Origin of the sequence: Exiguobacterium sp. PFWT01, assembly GCF_018255795.1 — a bacterium.
Taxonomy (GTDB): domain Bacteria; phylum Bacillota; class Bacilli; order Exiguobacteriales; family Exiguobacteriaceae; genus Exiguobacterium.
Map to the genome: position 1 here is coordinate 2,560,001 of NZ_CP073755.1, position 16,690 is coordinate 2,576,690.

Below are 16,690 nucleotides of genomic sequence, written 5' to 3' on the forward strand. Positions count from 1 at the left end.
AAGCCCCGCCTCTAGTTCTTCACTCAAGGCTTTAGCGTCGACTTGTTGCAATCGTTCTCGAAGCGCAGCCGTACCGACCTCTGATTTTGAAGATCCGATCTCTTTTAAAATGGATAACGCGAGCGGATAGCTTTCCGGGTGAATCTCTGTCTGGTCGAGAACGTCCTTCCCGTTCATGATCCGTAAGAATCCAGCCGCCTGCTCAAACGCCTTCGCTCCAAGACGAGGTACTTTCTTAATTTCCTTTCTCGTTTCAAAGCGTCCATTCTCTTCACGATATGCCACAATATTTTTCGCCGTCGTTTTATTGAGTCCTGAGACGTACGTTAATAAAGACTCGGAAGCACGGTTCACATCAATTCCGACCATGTTGACCACGCTCTCGACGACGAACTCTAAGGAGGCTTTCAGTTTATTCTGGCTGACGTCATGCTGATATTGTCCGACACCGACTGATTGCGGGTCGACTTTGACAAGTTCCGCCATCGCGTCTTGAATTCGACGTGCAATCGAAACGGCTGACCGTTCCTCAACTTTCAAATCCGGGAATTCACTTCGTGCGACTTCCGATGCCGAGTAGACACTTGCCCCCGCTTCGTTCACAATCGCGTAAGCAATATCACGTTCCGCTTTCTTCAACCAGTCGGCGACGAATTGTTCCGTCTCCCGTGAGGCGGTTCCGTTTCCGACGACGATAACCGAGATTGGATATTTCTTCGCGAGTCTCGTAAGTACTTTTTCAGCGCCGGCGATATCATGTTTCGGTGCCGTCGGATAGAAGACACCGACCTCTTCGACTTTTCCGATTTCATTGACGACTGCCCATTTACAACCAGTTCGATAAGCCGGGTCGATCCCTAAGACGACGACCTCGCGAAGGGGCGGCTGCATATAGAGTTGTTTCAAGTTTTTCGAGAAGACATCGATCGCCTGCTCTTCTGCTTTTTCCGTCAACTCCCCACGAATCTCCCGTTCGATAGCCGGGAAGACCGACTTCTTGTACGCCTCCGTCACAGCCGTCTCGACAACCTCACGTTTTTCTTTCGGAAGTCGTTCATATGTACGGAGGGCTTGATCCATGAAACGCGTCTCGTCGAACACTACTTTCACCTGGAGCACGTCCGTACGTTCCCCACGGTTCAAGGCGAGTACACGGTGTGGGACAATGCCAGCAATCTTCTCTTCATATTCATAATACTGCGCAAAAATCTCTTTTTCGTCTTCCGCTTGTTTTTTCTTCTTCGAGCGCAAAAGTCCTTCTTTGCGTACGCGGTCACGAAGCATCTGGCGCAGTTTCGCTTCCTCTCCCCATTCTTCACCGATGATGGCATGGACGAGCGGCAACGCTTCCTCTACCTCGACGTCTTGAGCGAGTTCTTTTACCTTGTCTGAAGAATAGGGTGATTTGTCCCGGAACCAATCCGCAAGCGGCTGCAGTCCTTTCTCGCGTCCCTGTTCTGCTTTCGTACGTCGTTTTGGACGATACGGCAAATAAATGTCTTCTACTTGTTGAAGCGTAGTCGCCGCCTCTAACGCTCTAGATAATTCAGGCGTGGATTTTTCCAACTCTTCTAATTTAGCAATGACATCCGCCTTGCGTTTTTGTAGACTCTCTTCATATTGAAGAGCATCCAAGATTCCTTTGATTTCAACTTCGTCCAAATTTCCCGTCATTTCCTTCCGATACCGGGCCATGAACGGAATCGTCGCCCCTTCAGATGCGAGCTGCTGAACCGTCTCGACTTGGTTCACTTTCAAGTTTAACGCGTTAGCCACTTTCGTAATCACTTGAATCACTTCCTTTTTTGATCTCTTTCAAAGTGTAGCAAACATTCAAACAAAAAAGCGATGACTCGATTAGTCATCGCTTGAGAATACTTCATTGAGTGGAACCTTGATGGCTTCACGCAGCTTTTCGAGTGCTCGCCGTTGCAAACGGGAGACATGCATCTGCGAGATTCCAAGAAGTTCTCCTGTTTCTTTTTGACTCATATTCTTATAGTAAGCGCATTCCAAGATGGCGCGTTCACGCTCGTTTAAGACATTGAACGCTTTCTCTAGAATGAGACGCTGGTCGACTGATTCGTACCCGCGCTCTTGGCTACCGACCAAGTCGAGTAATGTGACCGTACTACCTTCGTTATCCGCTTCGATCGAACTATCGACCGACAAGGCTTGATAACTTTTGCCCATCTCGAGCGTTTCGAGAATTTCTTCATCGGACACGCCAAGGTGGTCGGCAATCTCATCGATTCGTGGCGAACGTTGTAATTCGGTCGTCAACTCTTCGACCGTCTTTTTAATCTTTGGTCCGAGTTCTTTGATTCGACGCGGTACGTGGACACTCCACGTCTTGTCACGAATAAATCGTTTGATTTCCCCGATGATGGTCGGGACAGCAAACGACTCGAAGCTACGACCAAATTCCGGGTCAAATCGACGAAGTGCCGCCAGTAACCCAATCATCCCAACTTGCACAAGATCGTCGTGAATCGCACGGCCACGCGAGAATTTACGCGCGAGTGCTTCAACGAGGTCAGAATAGCGGTTGATGAGGAGCATTTGCACTTCTTCGTTTTGATCGTCTTGTTGATAGCGTTCAATCCACTCTAGTACCTCGTCATCACTGTGATGGCGTTGTTGAGATTTTGCTGGCACTCTGATCCACCTCGTCCCTATTGAGGAGTTTTGTCATCGTCACTTTGACACCGCTGTCTTTATTGATCGAGACATCGTCCATTAATGCTTCGATCAAGAAGAGACCAAGTCCTCCTTCATGGAGCGATTCAATTTCGGTCGTTTCTTCGACCGGAGCGGCTTGACGCTTCACATCATCTGCGAACGTCTTGCCGGAATCCTCAATCGTGATTTCAAGACGATCTGCATAGACGCCGCAAGCGAGTTTGACCTCTCCATCTTGATGATCGTCATAAGCATGTTGGACAGCGTTGCCACATGCTTCCGAGACCGCGATTTTAATATCCTCGATCTCGTCGTACGTATATCCCATACGGTTAGCGATTCCTGAAACGACTAATCGAACCACACCGACATATTCGGGTTTGGCCGGGAACGTCATGACCGTCTGTTCAACATTATTCATTGCGTGCCACCTCTTACGTTCGAATTAATAGAAAGAAGTTTGTGAAGACCCGTCAATTCGAACAGACGATTGACTCGGTCTGTGACTCCGACAAGTGACAACTCTTTTTCGTTACGCGTGGCAATTTTCAATGCCCCGACGAACACGCCAAGACCTGTCGAATCCATATACTCCACTTCGTCTAAATGAACGACCACATCTTGTTCACTGATGGCCGGATGCAATACTTCTTTCAATTTTGGTGCAGTATATGTATCCACTTCTCCGGATACGTAAAGGTGTAATTGTTCTCCAATGACTTGCTCGCGAATCGCTAAATCCATCGTCTATTCCCTCCTAAATGTCCGTACAGAAAAATTGAGTACGATTAACTTAAATTCCCCTCTGACAAAATCTTAAACCACTTTTTTAAAAAAAGTTTAAAAAAAGACCGATACCTATGTACCAGTCTTATCTATGTAAGGCTAGAGAGGGATCAATCCCATACTGATCTCTAGCGCTCTGTCCACTTTATGCATCGTCTCATCATCGAGATGAGTGACTTTATCCGTCAGACGACGCTTATCAATCGTTCGAATCTGTTCAAGCAAAATCACAGAGTCTCGTTCGAGTCCGTGCTTCTCTTGATATACTTCCACATGAGTCGGCAGTTTTGCTTTTTGAATCTGAGCTGTAATCGCAGCGACAATGACGGTCGGGCTAAAGCGATTGCCGATGTCGTTCTGTACGATCAGAACGGGTCGAACGCCACCTTGCTCTGAGCCGACTACGGGCGACAGATTCGCATAAAACACGTCACCACGCTTTACGATCACGCTGCTCACACCCCACTTACTTGACGTAAGAGAGCGTGTTCGGCTTCGGTTTCAATCATTAGCATCTCTTCTGCCATATTCAAGTTAAACGCGGCCATCTCTTGATAGCCTTTCGCCAATTCTTCACGCAGTGTTTGTTGTCGATCAGCAATTTCTTTAGACAAGTATGTCACTACATCGTTCAAGGACAGTGTTTCACGGTCTTTCATCGAAATCGGACCCCCTTGTTGCGAGAACCGATCTGGGACGGACGCTAGCGCACCCGCAGTTCGCTGCTTCAACATCTTACACCTCCAGAATCGTTTCATGGACTGGCGGAAATTCTCCCGCGTTCTTTATCAATATAACACGCGGGAATGGGAAAATATAGAGAAATCGAGAAAGAATTCAGATAATTTCACACGATTTATGATTCACACATAAAGACGTGGCAATCGGCTCGTGAATTGGCAAACGATCTCATAGTTGATCGTCCCAAGATATGAGGCGAGTTCATCAATGGCGACGTTTCCACCGACAAGGGTCACGTCCGTCCCGACCGGAAACTCTTTTGGAAGCCGGATCATGAAACGGTCCATACAGACGCGTCCCACGATCGGACAACGAATCCCATTGACCTCCACTTCAAACCCGCTCGCCTTTCGTAACCACCCGTCCGCATATCCGACTGGAACGGTACCAATCCATTCATCGGCTGACGTTGTATACGTCGCACCGTAACTGATGGTCTGACCTGCCTCTAGCCGCTTCACCTGCATGAGCTGACTTTTTAGCGTGAAGGCCGGGCGCAGGAACGAATAGAACGTCTCCATCTCACGTGACGGATATAACCCATAGAGCGCGATGCCGACACGAACCAGATTATAAGGAACATCTTGTCCGGCCATTCGGATTGCACCGGCCGAGTTCGACGTATGGATATAGCGGAACCGCTCGTGGAGCCCATCCATCAAACGCTCGAACCGCTCTTGCTGTGTATAATACAGATCGCTGTCGAGTTCATCCGCCGTTGCGAAGTGGGTATAGATCCCTTCCACCACAAACGAATCAGTCGCTTCTTCAAGTAAGGCATCTAACTGTTCACGGGTGCGCAACCCGAGACGCCCCATTCCGGTATCGACTTTAATATGAACCGTTAACGGCTTTTCTTCTATATAAGGAGCAGCCTCTTGTAACCATTCAGCAGAAAAAACAGACAACGTGATTTCCTGTGCTGCCGCTACTCCGGCATATTCAGGGAATTGCGCTTCCATGACGAGAATCGGTGCTTTGATTCCCGCATCGCGGAGTTCGAGCGCTTCCTCGAGTAACGCGACCCCGAGCATCGTCGCTCCGTTCTCAAGGGCAATTTTCGCCACTTCGACGGCCCCGTGTCCGTAGGCGTTCGCTTTGACAACTGCCATGAGGTCCTGCGGAATTCGTTTCGTTAATTCTTTTATATTATGGGCGATGGACGCCCGATCAATCTCGATTCGACTAGGACGAAACATGGTGTCCCTCCTCTTCTAAGATGACTTGTGCGATGGCGTATGTTTGACTATGGCTGATGCTGACATGAATCTTCCCCGTAAACGGTGCGGTCATGACAGGTCGACCCGTCTCATCCGGTAAAATTTCAATATGACGCCACGATAACCCGTGTGCGATGCCAGTCCCGATTGCCTTGGCGTAAGCTTCTTTTGCAGCAAAGCGACCCGAGACAAACTCGATTTGACGCGGGAGCGGATACTGTTGAGACAATTCATATTCCGCATCGGTGAGCAGCCGTTTTAAAAAACGTGGTTGTTTCATCGAGCGAGCCATCCGATCAAGCTCGACGATATCGACTCCAATTCCTACAATCACGGGACACTCGCTCCTTTCCTTTTCTCCCCGTTTCCTTATACAATTGAGGAAAGAGGTGATGTTATGTTTAGTCGTACGGAAAATGTTCAAACGTTTGTACGGGCATATCCACTCGTAACGCTGTTCATTGTAATCCAACTCCTTGTGTTTGTCATCGATTCTTTCGCACCTGGTTTACGAATCGTGGCGACGGGAGGGTCGTTCCATTTGGCACTCGCGGACGGACAATGGTACCGCTTGGTCACGGCCAACTTCATTCATTTGAGTCTCGGTCACTTGCTGTTCAACTCGTTCACACTGATCATCTTCGGACCAGCGATGGAACGAATGGTCGGACACGTGAAATTTGCCTTGTTTTATGTATTCGCTGGAGCGCTCGCCAACCTGCTCACGTACTTCACTGTCAGCAACTTGTTTTATCTACAGGCCGGGGCGTCAGGCGCCATCTTGGCCATTCTCGGATTCTACGTATTCATCGGTCGTTTCCGTCGCACGTTGATGTACAGCCAAGATGCCCGCTTGGTCTACATCTTCGTCGCCATCAGTGCCGTTTTCACATTGATTGGTTCGAACGTTTCCCTTTGGGGACATGTGTACGGGTTCTTGGCCGGATTCTTACTTGCCATCCCACTCTCACGTTTCACCGTCCCGTATACGCGCCCGATGCGCTACGGGAAGTATAAGCAACGTTCGTACACGCCCCCTGTCATTCATTCCGGGGATGGAAAGTGGTTTTTCTACATCATTATCGGACTGGCCGTCTTTGGATTATTGGCACAGTTCTTATAAGTAAGGAAACAAAAAACGGCCAAGCGGATTCGCTTGGTCGTTTAATTAGATTTGATTTTTATGACGAGCCTCTTGAAGCGCATCCACTAAGTCTTTCACGTCTTCGACGAGGTTTTGAATCGTATCTTGGTTTTCTTCGTAAAGCGATTTCCATTCCATGACACGGTCTTTCAAGTTGCCTTTTGATGACGCTTGTAGACCGACCGCATGTGCCTCAGTCGACGTGTTCGATGATTTCAACTTCGACTTGATGCCTTTCAGTTGTCTCACTTGTTGATCGCGCGTTTCGCTATGGAGAAGTGATGCTGCTGCGCCGATTACCGCACCCGCAGCCATCCCCAACCAGAAATAATTCTTGTTCATAAAAATCCTCCCCTAACATGACGTTATCTTTTATTATAGATTATCTGACTCACTGACGACATAGTGTTTTATGACGGGACCTGCACCGCGCTGTTCGACCGCTCGCTTCAAGCGGTCTTCAAGGATTGCATAGTCCGCCGTGTCACGAAAGTGTTTCCCACCAGACGTGAACTGAATGAAGACGACGGCATGATTGTCATCCGGGTCGACACCGAGTCGGTACGCCGAAAACCCATCATGACTGACACCGAGTGGCGCCTTTTCCGTCAACAAGTGGTGAAATAACAGGGAGCGGGCATTCTCATCTGCTGGAACGTTCGCGTATAAGATGTTTCCTTTTTTCACAAATTCGCCCGATGCCTCTTCAATCTCAAACACTTTGCCGCTCTTGAACGGAGATTTCTCGCCTTCCGCGAGCAGAATCGTTTCGTGTCCATTCGCCGCGATGACGCCCGATTCCTTTCGAAGACGCTCCGCCACGCTGCCTGACGCAAAAGTCATATAGAGCTTAGACAAGTTCCTCACACCCTTTCGCGAGTGTGATGTCTTTCTCTGTGATGCCACCTTCGTCATGTGTCGAGACGGTCAATGTCACGTTCCGATATTCAATCAAGATGTTCGGATGATGATCGAGCGATTCAGCCAAATCTGCTACAAGATGCACGAACTGGATGGCCTCCGGAAACGTTTCTAGCCGATACGTCTTTTGAATCTCCCCGTTCACTTCTTCCCAACCGTTCAACCGTGACAGTTCATCTGTCAATTCACTTTGTGATAATACCATCGTCACAATCCCCTTTCCCTATACAGTCTACTGTCTTAATCTACCCAAACCGGAGAAAAATAATCTTCCGCGCATGATGTATAATGAATTAGAATGAGGTGGATAGCCATCATTTTGATTACGAGAGAGGAGCATCTCCCATGCGCGCATTGATTGTTATTGATTATACATTTGATTTTATCGCAGACAGTGGTCGTTTGACTTGTGGGAAACCCGGGCAAGAGATTGAAGAACGGATCGTCGAGTTGATCGGGACATTCGCAACGGAGGACTATGTCGTCATTGCGAACGACGTCCACGATGCAGGTGACACGTTCCACCCTGAAACGACGTTGTTCCCACCGCACAATATCCGCGGGACAGAGGGCCGTGAATTGTACGGTACTGTGAAGGAAGCGGCGAAACAGGCAGATCACTGGATTGATAAGACACGTTATAGTGCCTTCGCCGGAACTGACCTTGACCTGCGTCTTCGGGAACGTGGAATCACAGAAGTTCATCTCGTCGGTGTCTGCACGGATATTTGTGTACTCCATACAGCCGTAGATGCCTACAACCTCGGTTATCAAATCGTCGTCCATGCCGATGCCGTCCAAAGCTTCAACCCGGTCGGTCATGAATGGGCGCTCGAACATTTCGTCACGACACTCGGTGCGACCGTCGTCGGAAAGTGACGTAAAACAGAAAGGAAACCATATGTTACATCGTAATTTAGCCCTTCACACAGACCTTTATCTTCCACGTTGGATGTATATTTACTGGAAGCAAGGTCGCCATCATGAAAAGGTCGTCTTTGACCTTTACTATCGCTCGAATCCATTTAGTGGCGGTTATGTCGTCTTTGCCGGACTCGAGAATATCGTTCACTATTTAGAGAACGTCTCCTTTACAGAGGCGGACATCGCCTATTTGAAAGAGCAACTCGGATTCGAAGATGAATTCGAAGACGTCTTACGGAACTTTAAGTTCACTGGTTCACTATATAGTGTCCGCGAAGGAGAAGTCATCTTCCCTCATGAACAAGTCGTTCGGATTGAATCGACCATCTTTGAAGCGAAACTGTTCCAAACGGCGCTCCTCAATATCGCGAACCACGAATCACTCATTGCCACGAAGTATGCACGTATTCGTCAGGCTGCTCCGAACGAGACACTCCTTGAAGGAGGAGCTCGTCGCGCGCAAGGTGTCGATGCGGCGTACTACGGGACACGTGCGGCTTACATCGCTGGTTTCGACGTGACAAGTCTCGTGTCAGCCGGTCGTGACTTTGACGTCCCGACAGGAGGAACGATGGAGCATGCTGATATTCAGTTCCACGATGATGAATTGAGCGCATTCCGTTCGTTCGCTGAGATGTATCCGGACAACACGAGTCTTCTCATCGATACGTATGACACACTCAAGTCTGGTCTTCCGAACGCGATTACGGTCGCAAAAGAACTCGAGGCGAAAGGTCATCGTCTCAAGTCAGTACGACTCGACTCTGGAGACCTCGCCTATCTGTCGAAGCGTGCCCGGAAGGCGTTGAATGAAGCAGGGCTCGACTACGTCAAAATCGTTGTCTCTGGGGATTTGGATGAGTACGTCATTCAAGACTTACGGATGCAAGGCGCAGAGGCCGATACGTTCCTCGTCGGAACACGCGGCATCACAGCTTACGAGCAGCCGGCACTCGGGATGGTCTATAAACTCGTCGCGCGTGAGGATGAATCTGGAGAATTAAAACCGGTCATCAAAGTGTCTTCTTCCAAAGTGAAGACGACGACACCTCACAAGAAAGAGTTGTATCGCATCATCGACAACGAAACGAAAAAGTTCAAAGGCGACTATATCGCCCTCGCCGATGAACCGGTCGAATCGTACACCGAGATTGACTTGATCGACGTCCGTGACCCGGCCTTCAAGATCAAGACACGCAACTTCAACGTGAAACGCTTGTTGCAACCGATCTTCCTTGATGGGAAGCGGGTATACGACCTGCCGAGCACAAGTGAGATTCGTGCATATCATCACGAGCAGATGAACGGACTGTGGGAAGAGTATAAGCGTCTCCGTTTACCAGAAGTGTATTCGGTGACGTTCAGCAAGCCACTGTGGGATTTAAAACTCGATATGATTCGCAAAACGCGAGTACCAAAATAAAAAAAACGGTTGTGGGTGCATACCCACAACCGTTTGCTTATACCATCGTCATCTCGCCTGCTTGGCTTTGATCTTCTTTTCTCCGAAAGTAAAGCGCCATCGACAAAGAGAGCAATATCAAGACAAAATAGACGGTCCGTTGCCAAAACGTCGCTTCGGTGTCTCCTTGGAACAACGCAATGATATAATCGCTCCCACTGACTAAAAACAATCCGGCAAGCAAGAGAAAGATCCGATAGCCGGCCCGACTCCGCTCCCGTTTCACTTTGAAGAAAAGGACACCATAGTAGACGATTGCGAGAATCGTCACATATCCGATTACGCCAACAACCCAACTCATCTTGATGCCTCCCTCACTCTCTATTTTTCTGTTTCTTCCCCGTTATCTTAACACATTCTATTCCTCAGACTGTGTTAAGATGGTCTAAAGAAAACGCGGAAAGGAACAATCCTATGAAAACGTTTCGCCTCGTCCAAGTCCGTCTCGTCCAAGACGAGTACGGCAATGAACTGAATTTACCAATCGATTTGCTCGATGGGTTAATCATCTCGAAAGAGCACGATTCAGAGTGGCTCCTCGAAATGCTCGTGCCGACTGAGTCGGCTGTCACGCTCCATCATTACTTAAACAAACGCATCCTCATCCTCGCTGAAGCCGTGATTACGTCGCCAACGAACGCCCCGGCTGCGCTCGCACTGACGTTCACGAGCGAACGCGCATTGAGTGACCATCATACGTTCGTCGCCGAAGGACTCATGTTGATTCCGAAACAGGATGCGACGAAGCAAGTACTCGATTCTTTGATTCAAGATGGCGTCGCCACTTCGAATTTAAAGCCCGCCTTCTTCGAGAAAAAAGTAGAGATGCAACAATCGTTCAGTCGATCCGCTTTCAATCAATTGGTCAAAACCGGGTCATTCGAATAATCGGATGACCTGTTTTTCTTTCCCCAAAACCATTCACCTTTCAAACTAAAAAGACGGAGAAACCTCTCCGCCTCACACGTAGATAAAGAACAAGATGATCATCATCGTCATCCCGATCACTTTTAAGAGCGTGCTACCGAGAAAGGCGAGAACGGTTCCGACGCCGATGCTCCACGCTTCACGTGTCGTCTTCCCAAGTGTCAACTCCGCCAAGAAAGCGAAGATGAACGGGAAAATCAAAACCCCGACGAGCGGGAAAATAAACGGTCCCGCAATCAAACCGATTGTCGCACCCCATTTCGCTCGCTCCGAGCCGCCCCGCTTATCCACTGTAGCCCGGGTGACGACATAGTCGACGCCGAATAAGAAGACGAGGAAGACCGATTGCCATACCCAGAATGTCCAGGTCAATGGTTCAAACGAAAAACCGAATCCATAAATCATGTACCCGATGAACAAGAACAAGACACTCGGGATGACTGGATAGATGAGTCCTGCAAAAGCTACCACAAATGATGCGATAATGAATACCCATAGTAAGGTCGTCATGACATTCTCCTCATTTCATAATGGTCGAATCGGTGATATGGTCAGCCACGTTGACCGCCTTCACTTCAAACTGACCTTGTTGATGGATGATATAGTTCGAGCAGGCGTTTCGCATGGCGTGACGGAACGTATATGCCCCATCGATGGCAGAAAGCGCCGCTTTAATTGCATGAGAATGGCAGACGACAATGATGCGTTTGCCAGAATACGTATCCACCAAATGATTCATCCCTTCTAAGACCCGGGTACGCATCTCGTCTTCCGTTTCGAGACCGGGAATCTGATTCTGGTCATCCGCTTGGACCGCCTCGTAAATCCCTTTCACGGGCTGCCCGGATGCCGCTCCGAATTCACGTTCAATGAAACGCTCATCTAGCAGAATCGCTTTATGTTCGATGCCACAGGCTGTCGCGATGGCTTGTGCGGTGTGGACTGCACGCGACAAAGGACTCGAGACGATGACGTCCCACTTCTCCTGACTCAAAAAAGCTGCACTCTCCTCTGCCTGTTGACGTCCGAGTGCATTCAACGGGTTATCTTCACGCCCTTGAATAATTTCTAAACGATTCCAATCGGTCTGACCGTGTCTGACTAAACATAACTCTGTCACTACTTCCACTCCTTACTCTTTCAATCATCCCCCCATCGTACCATCTTCCCTAAAAATCGCAACGTCATCCGAGGCATTCTTCAATAAAACGATTGATTCGGGCCATGAGTTGCTCTTCTTTGATTGGATTATCCGATTGAAGAAAGCTCGCCAGCGAGTGGGTGCCATTTGGAAATGAGATGAGTTGAACGTTCGCGCCGACGTCACTCGCATGTTCGACAAAGTGAAGCGCTTGGCCGAACGGGACAATCGGATCTTTCTTCCCGTGTAGCAGTAAAATCGGCGGGGCATCGGCATATAGGTGGGAGACCGGGGAGCATTTTACCATCAACTCACGCCATTCCTCACGGCTTCCTTCATAAAACTTTAAGTGAGCGAGCCACGTCTGGATGAATTTGAACAATAAAAAGTTCGTCGGTGGATACAAGGCGATGACCCCTTTGATGGTCGGGAGGTCGTCTCCCAAATCGCCTGCAAATTGTCGATGACGGTCGAGCGCAGTCGCAAGCATGAGCGCGGCGCCTGCTGAGTCCCCCCAAACGAGCAATTGACTCGTATCTAGCGTCAATAACGATTCATGTTGTTTCAAATAGCACAGGGCATCTGAGACATCAAAAATATTGTCGGGGAAGTACACCCCATCTTCAAATAAGCGATAATCGATGCTGACGACAGCGATCCCTTTCCCCAAAAAGTGGTCAAGCAACGGATGGAACAGTGTCACCATACTCCGATTCCCTCTGACGAACGCTCCCCCATGTGCATATACCGCTACGGGGAACGGCCCTTCTCCAGGAGGGAGATACAAATCAAATTGGAGCGGACGATCGTGAACAATTTTATACGTGTACGTGTGGCGCCGGCGTGTTGTCGGTTGAATCGGCAACTCGGGTTCTTGCCATCTGACAAGGGACCCATATTGACTCCACACGCTAGCCCCGGCTGCCGTCGCCGCAGCAATCGCCGCACCCCCGACAAACCAGGCAGTCTCCTTTCTCATACAATCCACTCCTCGTTCCTTTTTTTAATCATATTCCCGCTTTTTTCAAAAATCTATCCATCAGAAGTCGGACTTGACGTGCTCCGAAGGTCACACTATAATATTACTCGCAGTCATAAAACGTAACAGTTACGATTTAATATTCAGATAACTTGAAAGGTGGAAGATGGAAGATGAAGAAAACTTGGTTAGGCGCAGTCGCAGCCGGTACGCTTTTACTCGGTGCGTGTGGAAATACCGAAGGAGACAACGCATCTGAATCAACGGATGGTCAACTGACCGTCTTCGCTTCAACGTTTGCATTAAAATCAATGGCCGAAGAAATCGGTGGGGACCGCGTCAACGTGGAGATGGTCATTCCTCCGGGGGCTGACCCGCATACGTATGAGCCGACTTCAAAGCAAATGACACAAATCGCAGAAGCCGACCTCTTTTTGACAGTCGGCCATGACCTTGAACCTTACGTCGAGTCTATGGAGAAGAGCTTGGAAGGGCAGAACGTCGCTTTCGTCAAAACGGCAGAGGACGTGACGCTACTCGATGCATCCGATACGGTTCACGTTCACGAAGAAGAAGGACATGCTGAAGACGACCACGCTCATGAAGAAGAAGGGCATTCCGAAGATGAACATGCGCACGAAGAAAACGCACATTCTGAAGACGAGCATGCTAACGAAGAAGCATCACACTCGGAAGATGAGCATGACCACGGAAAGTATGACCCTCACGTTTGGCTCGATCCGATGAATGCTGTATCGATGGCAGAAGCGGTCGAAGCCGCATTCAGTGAGGAAGCACCCGACTATAAGGATGAGTTCGCAGAACGATTAAGCACCTTCAAAGACGAAGCGAATGCCCTCGATGCGGAATTGAAGGCAGCGGTCGAGAACGGTTCGAAATCCGAGTTACTCGTAACGCATGCCGCATATGGTTATTTGGCTGAACGCTATGGTTTCGATCAGTTGCCGATTGCCGGACTTACACCGTCTGAAGAGCCGTCACAACAAGCTCTCAAACGGATCATCGAGGAAGCCCGTCTCCACGACTTGAACTATATCGCATTCGAAGACACGGTCACACCAAAAGTGGCCGAAGTCGTGAAACAAGAGATCGGCGCAGAGAGCGTGACGATCTACAACTTGGAATCGGTCACGAAAGAACAGATGGACAAGAGCTACTTCGACTTGATGCGTGAAAACGTCAAGGCACTTGAGACAGCGTTGAAATAATCAAAATCCCGAAACGAGTCAACTCGCTTCGGGATTTTTTTATACTTCTATTCGTCGGTCTAACATCTTCATCGTGACGAGAAGCAGGAGCAGTAGCGATACGATGACGCTCATCATCCAGAAGTCCCCGTCCATGAAGAATGATCGTGTCCACTCTCCTGTACTCAGTCCTAACCACGCTTGACTGACACCAACACCAATCAGTGCGATTGCAACAAAACGAACCCATGTCATCTGTGGAACGAATCGTTTGCTGACCAAATAACTATTCAACACTAAAAGACCAATATATGCGATGAGAAGGACGTTCCAAACTGTATCGAATGGCACCGGTGCCACCCCTCCCGTCACAGCATATCCCCACGTCACGAAGAATACGATGAATGAGATGAGTGTGATGCGATAAAGCGGCTTGATTTTCGTTTGATACGCAAGAAACGGATTGATGAGTATCCCGAGCCAGATGAGTGTGCCGAACACATCCATGAGCAAATCCCCTTTATACCATTTATTAACAATATACCATGGGAGTTCACTTTCATTCATAATAAATCAAGACGAGTTCTTCCTGGGACGAAGCGATCTCACAAAACTTTTGCAAGCGGGTCCAATCTTCCCAAATCGTCTCGAATTCGTCTTTTGCAACGAATGCCATGTCTTTCACATCATCTCGCCCGAATGCATGCAACGTATCTTTGACGATATGAAGTAACTGCGGGGTCAAGATACCGACCACGACCGCCTGCGCCTCATTGACAATCAACTCTTCGCCGACGAGCGCCATTTCCATGTTATACGTGTCGGCCCCGTCGATATATACCTCGATTTGACTAAGTACGCGTTGAAACGGCTCCACATTCGGAAGCGTCAGCGTATCGTCCCGGTCCCGATATTGCTCATGCATATGAATCAACCAGTCTAAAATCATCTCCGGATCCTGATTAAATGACACCCAAACTTCTGGGGAAACACGTACATAATGCGTCGTCTCCATACATGAACGCCCCCTTTTTTATGACATTACCCGTCTTATATATGTAAAAAAACCGCCTACTTGAATTCGTAGACGGTTCCATTCATCAAGAACGACTTGTTCCTGTTTGTTGTTCTTCTGTTTCGCTTTCCCAAGCTTCGATGTATTCACGACCAGGGAGGTTCTCAACCGAGTCGACATAGAAGACCGGGTCCTCTCCTTTGCGACGCTGTGCCAAGTAGTCATCGAGAACGGCTCGAGCCACTTTCGCCAAGCGGAAGATGGCATACAAGTTCACGAGTGCCATGAGACCCATGAACACGTCAGCAATCGACCAGACGAGGCCGGCAGAGCGGACCGCACCAAACAAGACCATTCCGACGACACCGATGCGATAGAGCGTGACGTAGATTTTCTTATCCGAGATGAACTGGATGTTCGTCTCACCGTAGTAGTAGTTTCCAAGAATCGAACTGAATGCGAACAAGAAGATTGCAATCGTCAAGAACGATGTCGCGACCGAACCGATTTCTGCTGTCAACGCGGCTTGCGTCAATTCGACACCCGCGAACGACTCTGAACCGGCTACGCCTGAAATCAAGATGATCATCGCTGTCGATGTACAAACGAGCAATGTATCTACGAATACGCTAAACGATTGAATCAATCCTTGTTTGACAGGGTGCGATACTTCTGCTGTCGCAGCGGCGTTCGGTGCAGAACCCATACCCGCTTCGTTCGAGAAGAGACCTCGACGAATCCCTTGAAGTACCATGGCGCCAATCGCCCCTCCGAAGAGTTGCTCAATTCCGAGGACTCCTTCTGAGAAGATGAGGCTGAAGACGTCTGGTAGAAGGGAGACGTTCGTCACCATAATCCAAATCGCGAGTAAGATATAGCCACCTGCCATGACCGGTACGATGATACTCGACAAGAGTGCGATCGATTGGACCCCACCGAAGACGACAATTGCTGTCACAATCGCAAGGACAATCCCGACGACTGTTGTGCTGATCCCGAACTGGTTACTCACAGAGAGTGAAATCGTGTTCGACTGTACCGAGTTAAACGCAAATCCGAATGAGAACGTGATCAAAATCGCGAACAAGACACCGAGCCAGCGTTGACCGAGCGCACGCTCCATGTAGTAGGCAGGTCCCCCACGCCATGTGCGTCCATCACGAATCTTGTACACTTGTGCCAATGTACTTTCGACGAATGCAGATGCTGCTCCAATCAACGCGATGAGCCACATCCAGAAAACTGCTCCGGGGCCACCTAGCGCAATCGCTGTCGCCACACCGGCAATGTTACCCGTCCCGACACGTGCTGCCGTCCCGATTGCGAACGCCTGGAACGAAGACACTTGGCCTTTTTCACGTGCTGTGCCCTCTTTGAACAAGAGGCGGAACATTTCAGGAATCATGCGGAACTGAACGAAGCCCATACGAACCGTAAAATAAAGACCTAAAGCGACAAGTACAACGATGAGCACTTGCGACCACAACAAATCGTTTGCTTGCGAAACGAGTTTCTCTACCAATTTCTCCATACTAATCCT

23 protein-coding genes (1 of these 23 only partly in view) are annotated in these 16,690 nt (G+C 49.0%); 5 read left to right on the plus strand and 18 right to left on the minus strand.

Going from position 1 to position 16,690, the window contains the following annotated elements; all coding sequences use genetic code 11:
* The 8 genes from KD909_RS13285 to acpS all read right to left on the minus strand — a co-directional run.
* On the minus strand, positions 1-1,788 hold the 5' portion of the coding sequence (locus KD909_RS13285; RefSeq protein WP_159563384.1) for a Tex family protein. The gene continues 342 nt to the left of window position 1, outside the view; only the first 1,788 of its 2,130 coding nucleotides appear in the window; its start codon is at positions 1,786-1,788; the stop codon falls past the left edge of the window.
* A gap of 69 nt (positions 1,789-1,857) precedes the next feature.
* On the minus strand, positions 1,858-2,658 hold the full coding sequence (gene sigB, locus KD909_RS13290) for an RNA polymerase sigma factor SigB (protein WP_015880560.1): 801 nt from the start codon (positions 2,656-2,658) through the stop codon (positions 1,858-1,860).
* The gene (gene rsbW / locus KD909_RS13295) at positions 2,624-3,103 is read right to left on the minus strand and encodes an anti-sigma B factor RsbW (RefSeq protein ID WP_074034849.1); all 480 of its coding nucleotides are present in this window, start codon (positions 3,101-3,103) and stop codon (positions 2,624-2,626) included. The genes sigB and rsbW overlap by 35 nt, the downstream gene beginning before the upstream one ends.
* On the minus strand, positions 3,100-3,426 hold the full coding sequence (locus KD909_RS13300; protein ID WP_015880558.1) for an STAS domain-containing protein: 327 nt from the start codon (positions 3,424-3,426) through the stop codon (positions 3,100-3,102). Before KD909_RS13300 ends, rsbW begins: the two co-directional genes overlap by 4 nt.
* A 141-nt stretch (positions 3,427-3,567) precedes the next feature.
* Entirely contained in the window at positions 3,568-3,918 is a 351-nt protein-coding gene (locus KD909_RS13305) for a type II toxin-antitoxin system PemK/MazF family toxin (protein WP_026824472.1), read from the minus strand.
* Positions 3,919-3,923: 5 nt separating this feature from the next.
* Complete coding sequence (locus KD909_RS13310) at positions 3,924-4,202, minus strand: hypothetical protein (RefSeq protein WP_074034853.1); 279 nt, start codon at positions 4,200-4,202, stop codon at positions 3,924-3,926.
* Positions 4,203-4,331: 129 nt separating this feature from the next.
* Positions 4,332-5,408, minus strand: coding sequence for an alanine racemase (alr, locus tag KD909_RS13315; RefSeq protein WP_074034855.1), 1,077 nt, complete (start codon positions 5,406-5,408; stop codon positions 4,332-4,334).
* Positions 5,395-5,763 (minus strand): holo-ACP synthase, encoded by a 369-nt coding sequence (gene acpS, locus KD909_RS13320; protein WP_074034857.1) that lies wholly within the window; start codon positions 5,761-5,763, stop codon positions 5,395-5,397. Before acpS ends, alr begins: the two co-directional genes overlap by 14 nt.
* Positions 5,764-5,826: 63 nt before the next feature.
* On the opposite strand from acpS, the gene KD909_RS13325 reads away from it, so the two are divergent.
* Positions 5,827-6,552, plus strand: a complete 726-nt coding sequence (locus tag KD909_RS13325) for a rhomboid family intramembrane serine protease (protein ID WP_211781856.1) — start codon at positions 5,827-5,829, stop codon at positions 6,550-6,552.
* 45 nt (positions 6,553-6,597) lie between these two features.
* Here KD909_RS13325 and KD909_RS13330 read toward each other — a convergent pair whose 3' ends face one another.
* From KD909_RS13330 to KD909_RS13340, 3 genes are read right to left on the minus strand one after another with little or no spacing between them, the layout of a single operon-like run.
* On the minus strand, positions 6,598-6,915 hold the full coding sequence (locus KD909_RS13330; RefSeq protein ID WP_015880545.1) for a hypothetical protein: 318 nt from the start codon (positions 6,913-6,915) through the stop codon (positions 6,598-6,600).
* Between the two features lie 33 nt (positions 6,916-6,948).
* Complete coding sequence (locus KD909_RS13335) at positions 6,949-7,431, minus strand: hypothetical protein (protein ID WP_249199040.1); 483 nt, start codon at positions 7,429-7,431, stop codon at positions 6,949-6,951.
* The gene (locus tag KD909_RS13340) at positions 7,424-7,699 is read right to left on the minus strand and encodes a 4a-hydroxytetrahydrobiopterin dehydratase (protein ID WP_015880543.1); all 276 of its coding nucleotides are present in this window, start codon (positions 7,697-7,699) and stop codon (positions 7,424-7,426) included. Before KD909_RS13340 ends, KD909_RS13335 begins: the two co-directional genes overlap by 8 nt.
* A 140-nt stretch (positions 7,700-7,839) precedes the next feature.
* On the opposite strand from KD909_RS13340, the gene KD909_RS13345 reads away from it, so the two are divergent.
* Both KD909_RS13345 and KD909_RS13350 read left to right on the plus strand, forming a co-directional pair.
* On the plus strand, positions 7,840-8,373 hold the full coding sequence (locus tag KD909_RS13345) for a cysteine hydrolase family protein (protein ID WP_015880542.1): 534 nt from the start codon (positions 7,840-7,842) through the stop codon (positions 8,371-8,373).
* Between the two features lie 22 nt (positions 8,374-8,395).
* The gene (locus KD909_RS13350; RefSeq protein ID WP_015880541.1) at positions 8,396-9,841 is read left to right on the plus strand and encodes a nicotinate phosphoribosyltransferase; all 1,446 of its coding nucleotides are present in this window, start codon (positions 8,396-8,398) and stop codon (positions 9,839-9,841) included.
* A gap of 37 nt (positions 9,842-9,878) precedes the next feature.
* On the opposite strand, the gene KD909_RS13355 is transcribed toward KD909_RS13350, so the two are convergent.
* Complete coding sequence (locus KD909_RS13355; RefSeq protein ID WP_031424443.1) at positions 9,879-10,181, minus strand: 7TM diverse intracellular signaling domain-containing protein; 303 nt, start codon at positions 10,179-10,181, stop codon at positions 9,879-9,881.
* A gap of 113 nt (positions 10,182-10,294) precedes the next feature.
* Between KD909_RS13355 and KD909_RS13360 the strand changes: the two genes are divergently transcribed.
* Positions 10,295-10,768 carry a YwpF-like family protein gene (locus tag KD909_RS13360; RefSeq protein ID WP_015880539.1) on the plus strand — a complete coding sequence of 158 codons (474 nt, stop codon included), beginning with the start codon at positions 10,295-10,297 and terminating at the stop codon, positions 10,766-10,768.
* A gap of 72 nt (positions 10,769-10,840) precedes the next feature.
* On the opposite strand, the gene KD909_RS13365 is transcribed toward KD909_RS13360, so the two are convergent.
* The 3 genes from KD909_RS13365 to KD909_RS13375 all read right to left on the minus strand — a co-directional run bounded on the left by KD909_RS13365 (position 10,841) and on the right by KD909_RS13375 (position 12,927).
* Complete coding sequence (locus KD909_RS13365) at positions 10,841-11,317, minus strand: DUF456 domain-containing protein (protein ID WP_031424439.1); 477 nt, start codon at positions 11,315-11,317, stop codon at positions 10,841-10,843.
* Between the two features lie 10 nt (positions 11,318-11,327).
* Positions 11,328-11,927 carry a histidine phosphatase family protein gene (locus tag KD909_RS13370; RefSeq protein ID WP_211781857.1) on the minus strand — a complete coding sequence of 200 codons (600 nt, stop codon included), beginning with the start codon at positions 11,925-11,927 and terminating at the stop codon, positions 11,328-11,330.
* A gap of 64 nt (positions 11,928-11,991) precedes the next feature.
* Entirely contained in the window at positions 11,992-12,927 is a 936-nt protein-coding gene (locus KD909_RS13375) for an alpha/beta hydrolase (protein ID WP_074034886.1), read from the minus strand.
* Between the two features lie 173 nt (positions 12,928-13,100).
* Here KD909_RS13375 and KD909_RS13380 point away from each other — a divergent pair, with 173 nt between their 5' ends.
* Positions 13,101-14,156 carry a metal ABC transporter substrate-binding protein gene (locus KD909_RS13380; protein ID WP_211781858.1) on the plus strand — a complete coding sequence of 352 codons (1,056 nt, stop codon included), beginning with the start codon at positions 13,101-13,103 and terminating at the stop codon, positions 14,154-14,156.
* A 39-nt stretch (positions 14,157-14,195) separates the two neighbouring features.
* Here the strand turns inward: KD909_RS13380 and KD909_RS13385 are convergent, their stop codons facing one another.
* The 3 genes from KD909_RS13385 to KD909_RS13395 form a co-directional block, all read right to left on the minus strand.
* Positions 14,196-14,642 (minus strand): hypothetical protein, encoded by a 447-nt coding sequence (locus tag KD909_RS13385; RefSeq protein ID WP_211781859.1) that lies wholly within the window; start codon positions 14,640-14,642, stop codon positions 14,196-14,198.
* 52 nt (positions 14,643-14,694) lie between these two features.
* Positions 14,695-15,150: a hypothetical protein gene (locus tag KD909_RS13390; RefSeq protein WP_211781860.1), complete on the minus strand. Its 456-nt coding sequence runs from the start codon at positions 15,148-15,150 to the stop codon at positions 14,695-14,697.
* Between the two features lie 85 nt (positions 15,151-15,235).
* Positions 15,236-16,681 (minus strand): alanine/glycine:cation symporter family protein, encoded by a 1,446-nt coding sequence (locus KD909_RS13395; RefSeq protein ID WP_211781861.1) that lies wholly within the window; start codon positions 16,679-16,681, stop codon positions 15,236-15,238.
* Between the last annotated feature and the right edge of the window lie 9 nt (positions 16,682-16,690).

Coding starts and splice junctions, on each gene's coding strand:
- rsbW (WP_074034849.1), bottom strand. CDS start 3,103: ATGAATAATGTTGAACAGACGGTCATGACGTTCCCGGCCAAACCCGAA.
- KD909_RS13300 (WP_015880558.1), bottom strand. CDS start 3,426: ATGGATTTAGCGATTCGCGAGCAAGTCATTGGAGAACAATTACACCTT.
- KD909_RS13310 (WP_074034853.1), bottom strand. CDS start 4,202: ATGTTGAAGCAGCGAACTGCGGGTGCGCTAGCGTCCGTCCCAGATCGG.
- alr (WP_074034855.1), bottom strand. CDS start 5,408: ATGTTTCGTCCTAGTCGAATCGAGATTGATCGGGCGTCCATCGCCCAT.
- KD909_RS13325 (WP_211781856.1), top strand. CDS start 5,827: ATGTTTAGTCGTACGGAAAATGTTCAAACGTTTGTACGGGCATATCCA.
- KD909_RS13330 (WP_015880545.1), bottom strand. CDS start 6,915: ATGAACAAGAATTATTTCTGGTTGGGGATGGCTGCGGGTGCGGTAATC.
- KD909_RS13340 (WP_015880543.1), bottom strand. CDS start 7,699: ATGGTATTATCACAAAGTGAATTGACAGATGAACTGTCACGGTTGAAC.
- KD909_RS13345 (WP_015880542.1), top strand. CDS start 7,840: ATGCGCGCATTGATTGTTATTGATTATACATTTGATTTTATCGCAGAC.
- KD909_RS13350 (WP_015880541.1), top strand. CDS start 8,396: ATGTTACATCGTAATTTAGCCCTTCACACAGACCTTTATCTTCCACGT.
- KD909_RS13355 (WP_031424443.1), bottom strand. CDS start 10,181: ATGAGTTGGGTTGTTGGCGTAATCGGATATGTGACGATTCTCGCAATC.
- KD909_RS13360 (WP_015880539.1), top strand. CDS start 10,295: ATGAAAACGTTTCGCCTCGTCCAAGTCCGTCTCGTCCAAGACGAGTAC.
- KD909_RS13365 (WP_031424439.1), bottom strand. CDS start 11,317: ATGACGACCTTACTATGGGTATTCATTATCGCATCATTTGTGGTAGCT.
- KD909_RS13375 (WP_074034886.1), bottom strand. CDS start 12,927: ATGAGAAAGGAGACTGCCTGGTTTGTCGGGGGTGCGGCGATTGCTGCG.
- KD909_RS13380 (WP_211781858.1), top strand. CDS start 13,101: ATGAAGAAAACTTGGTTAGGCGCAGTCGCAGCCGGTACGCTTTTACTC.
- KD909_RS13385 (WP_211781859.1), bottom strand. CDS start 14,642: ATGGATGTGTTCGGCACACTCATCTGGCTCGGGATACTCATCAATCCG.
- KD909_RS13390 (WP_211781860.1), bottom strand. CDS start 15,150: ATGGAGACGACGCATTATGTACGTGTTTCCCCAGAAGTTTGGGTGTCA.
- KD909_RS13395 (WP_211781861.1), bottom strand. CDS start 16,681: ATGGAGAAATTGGTAGAGAAACTCGTTTCGCAAGCAAACGATTTGTTG.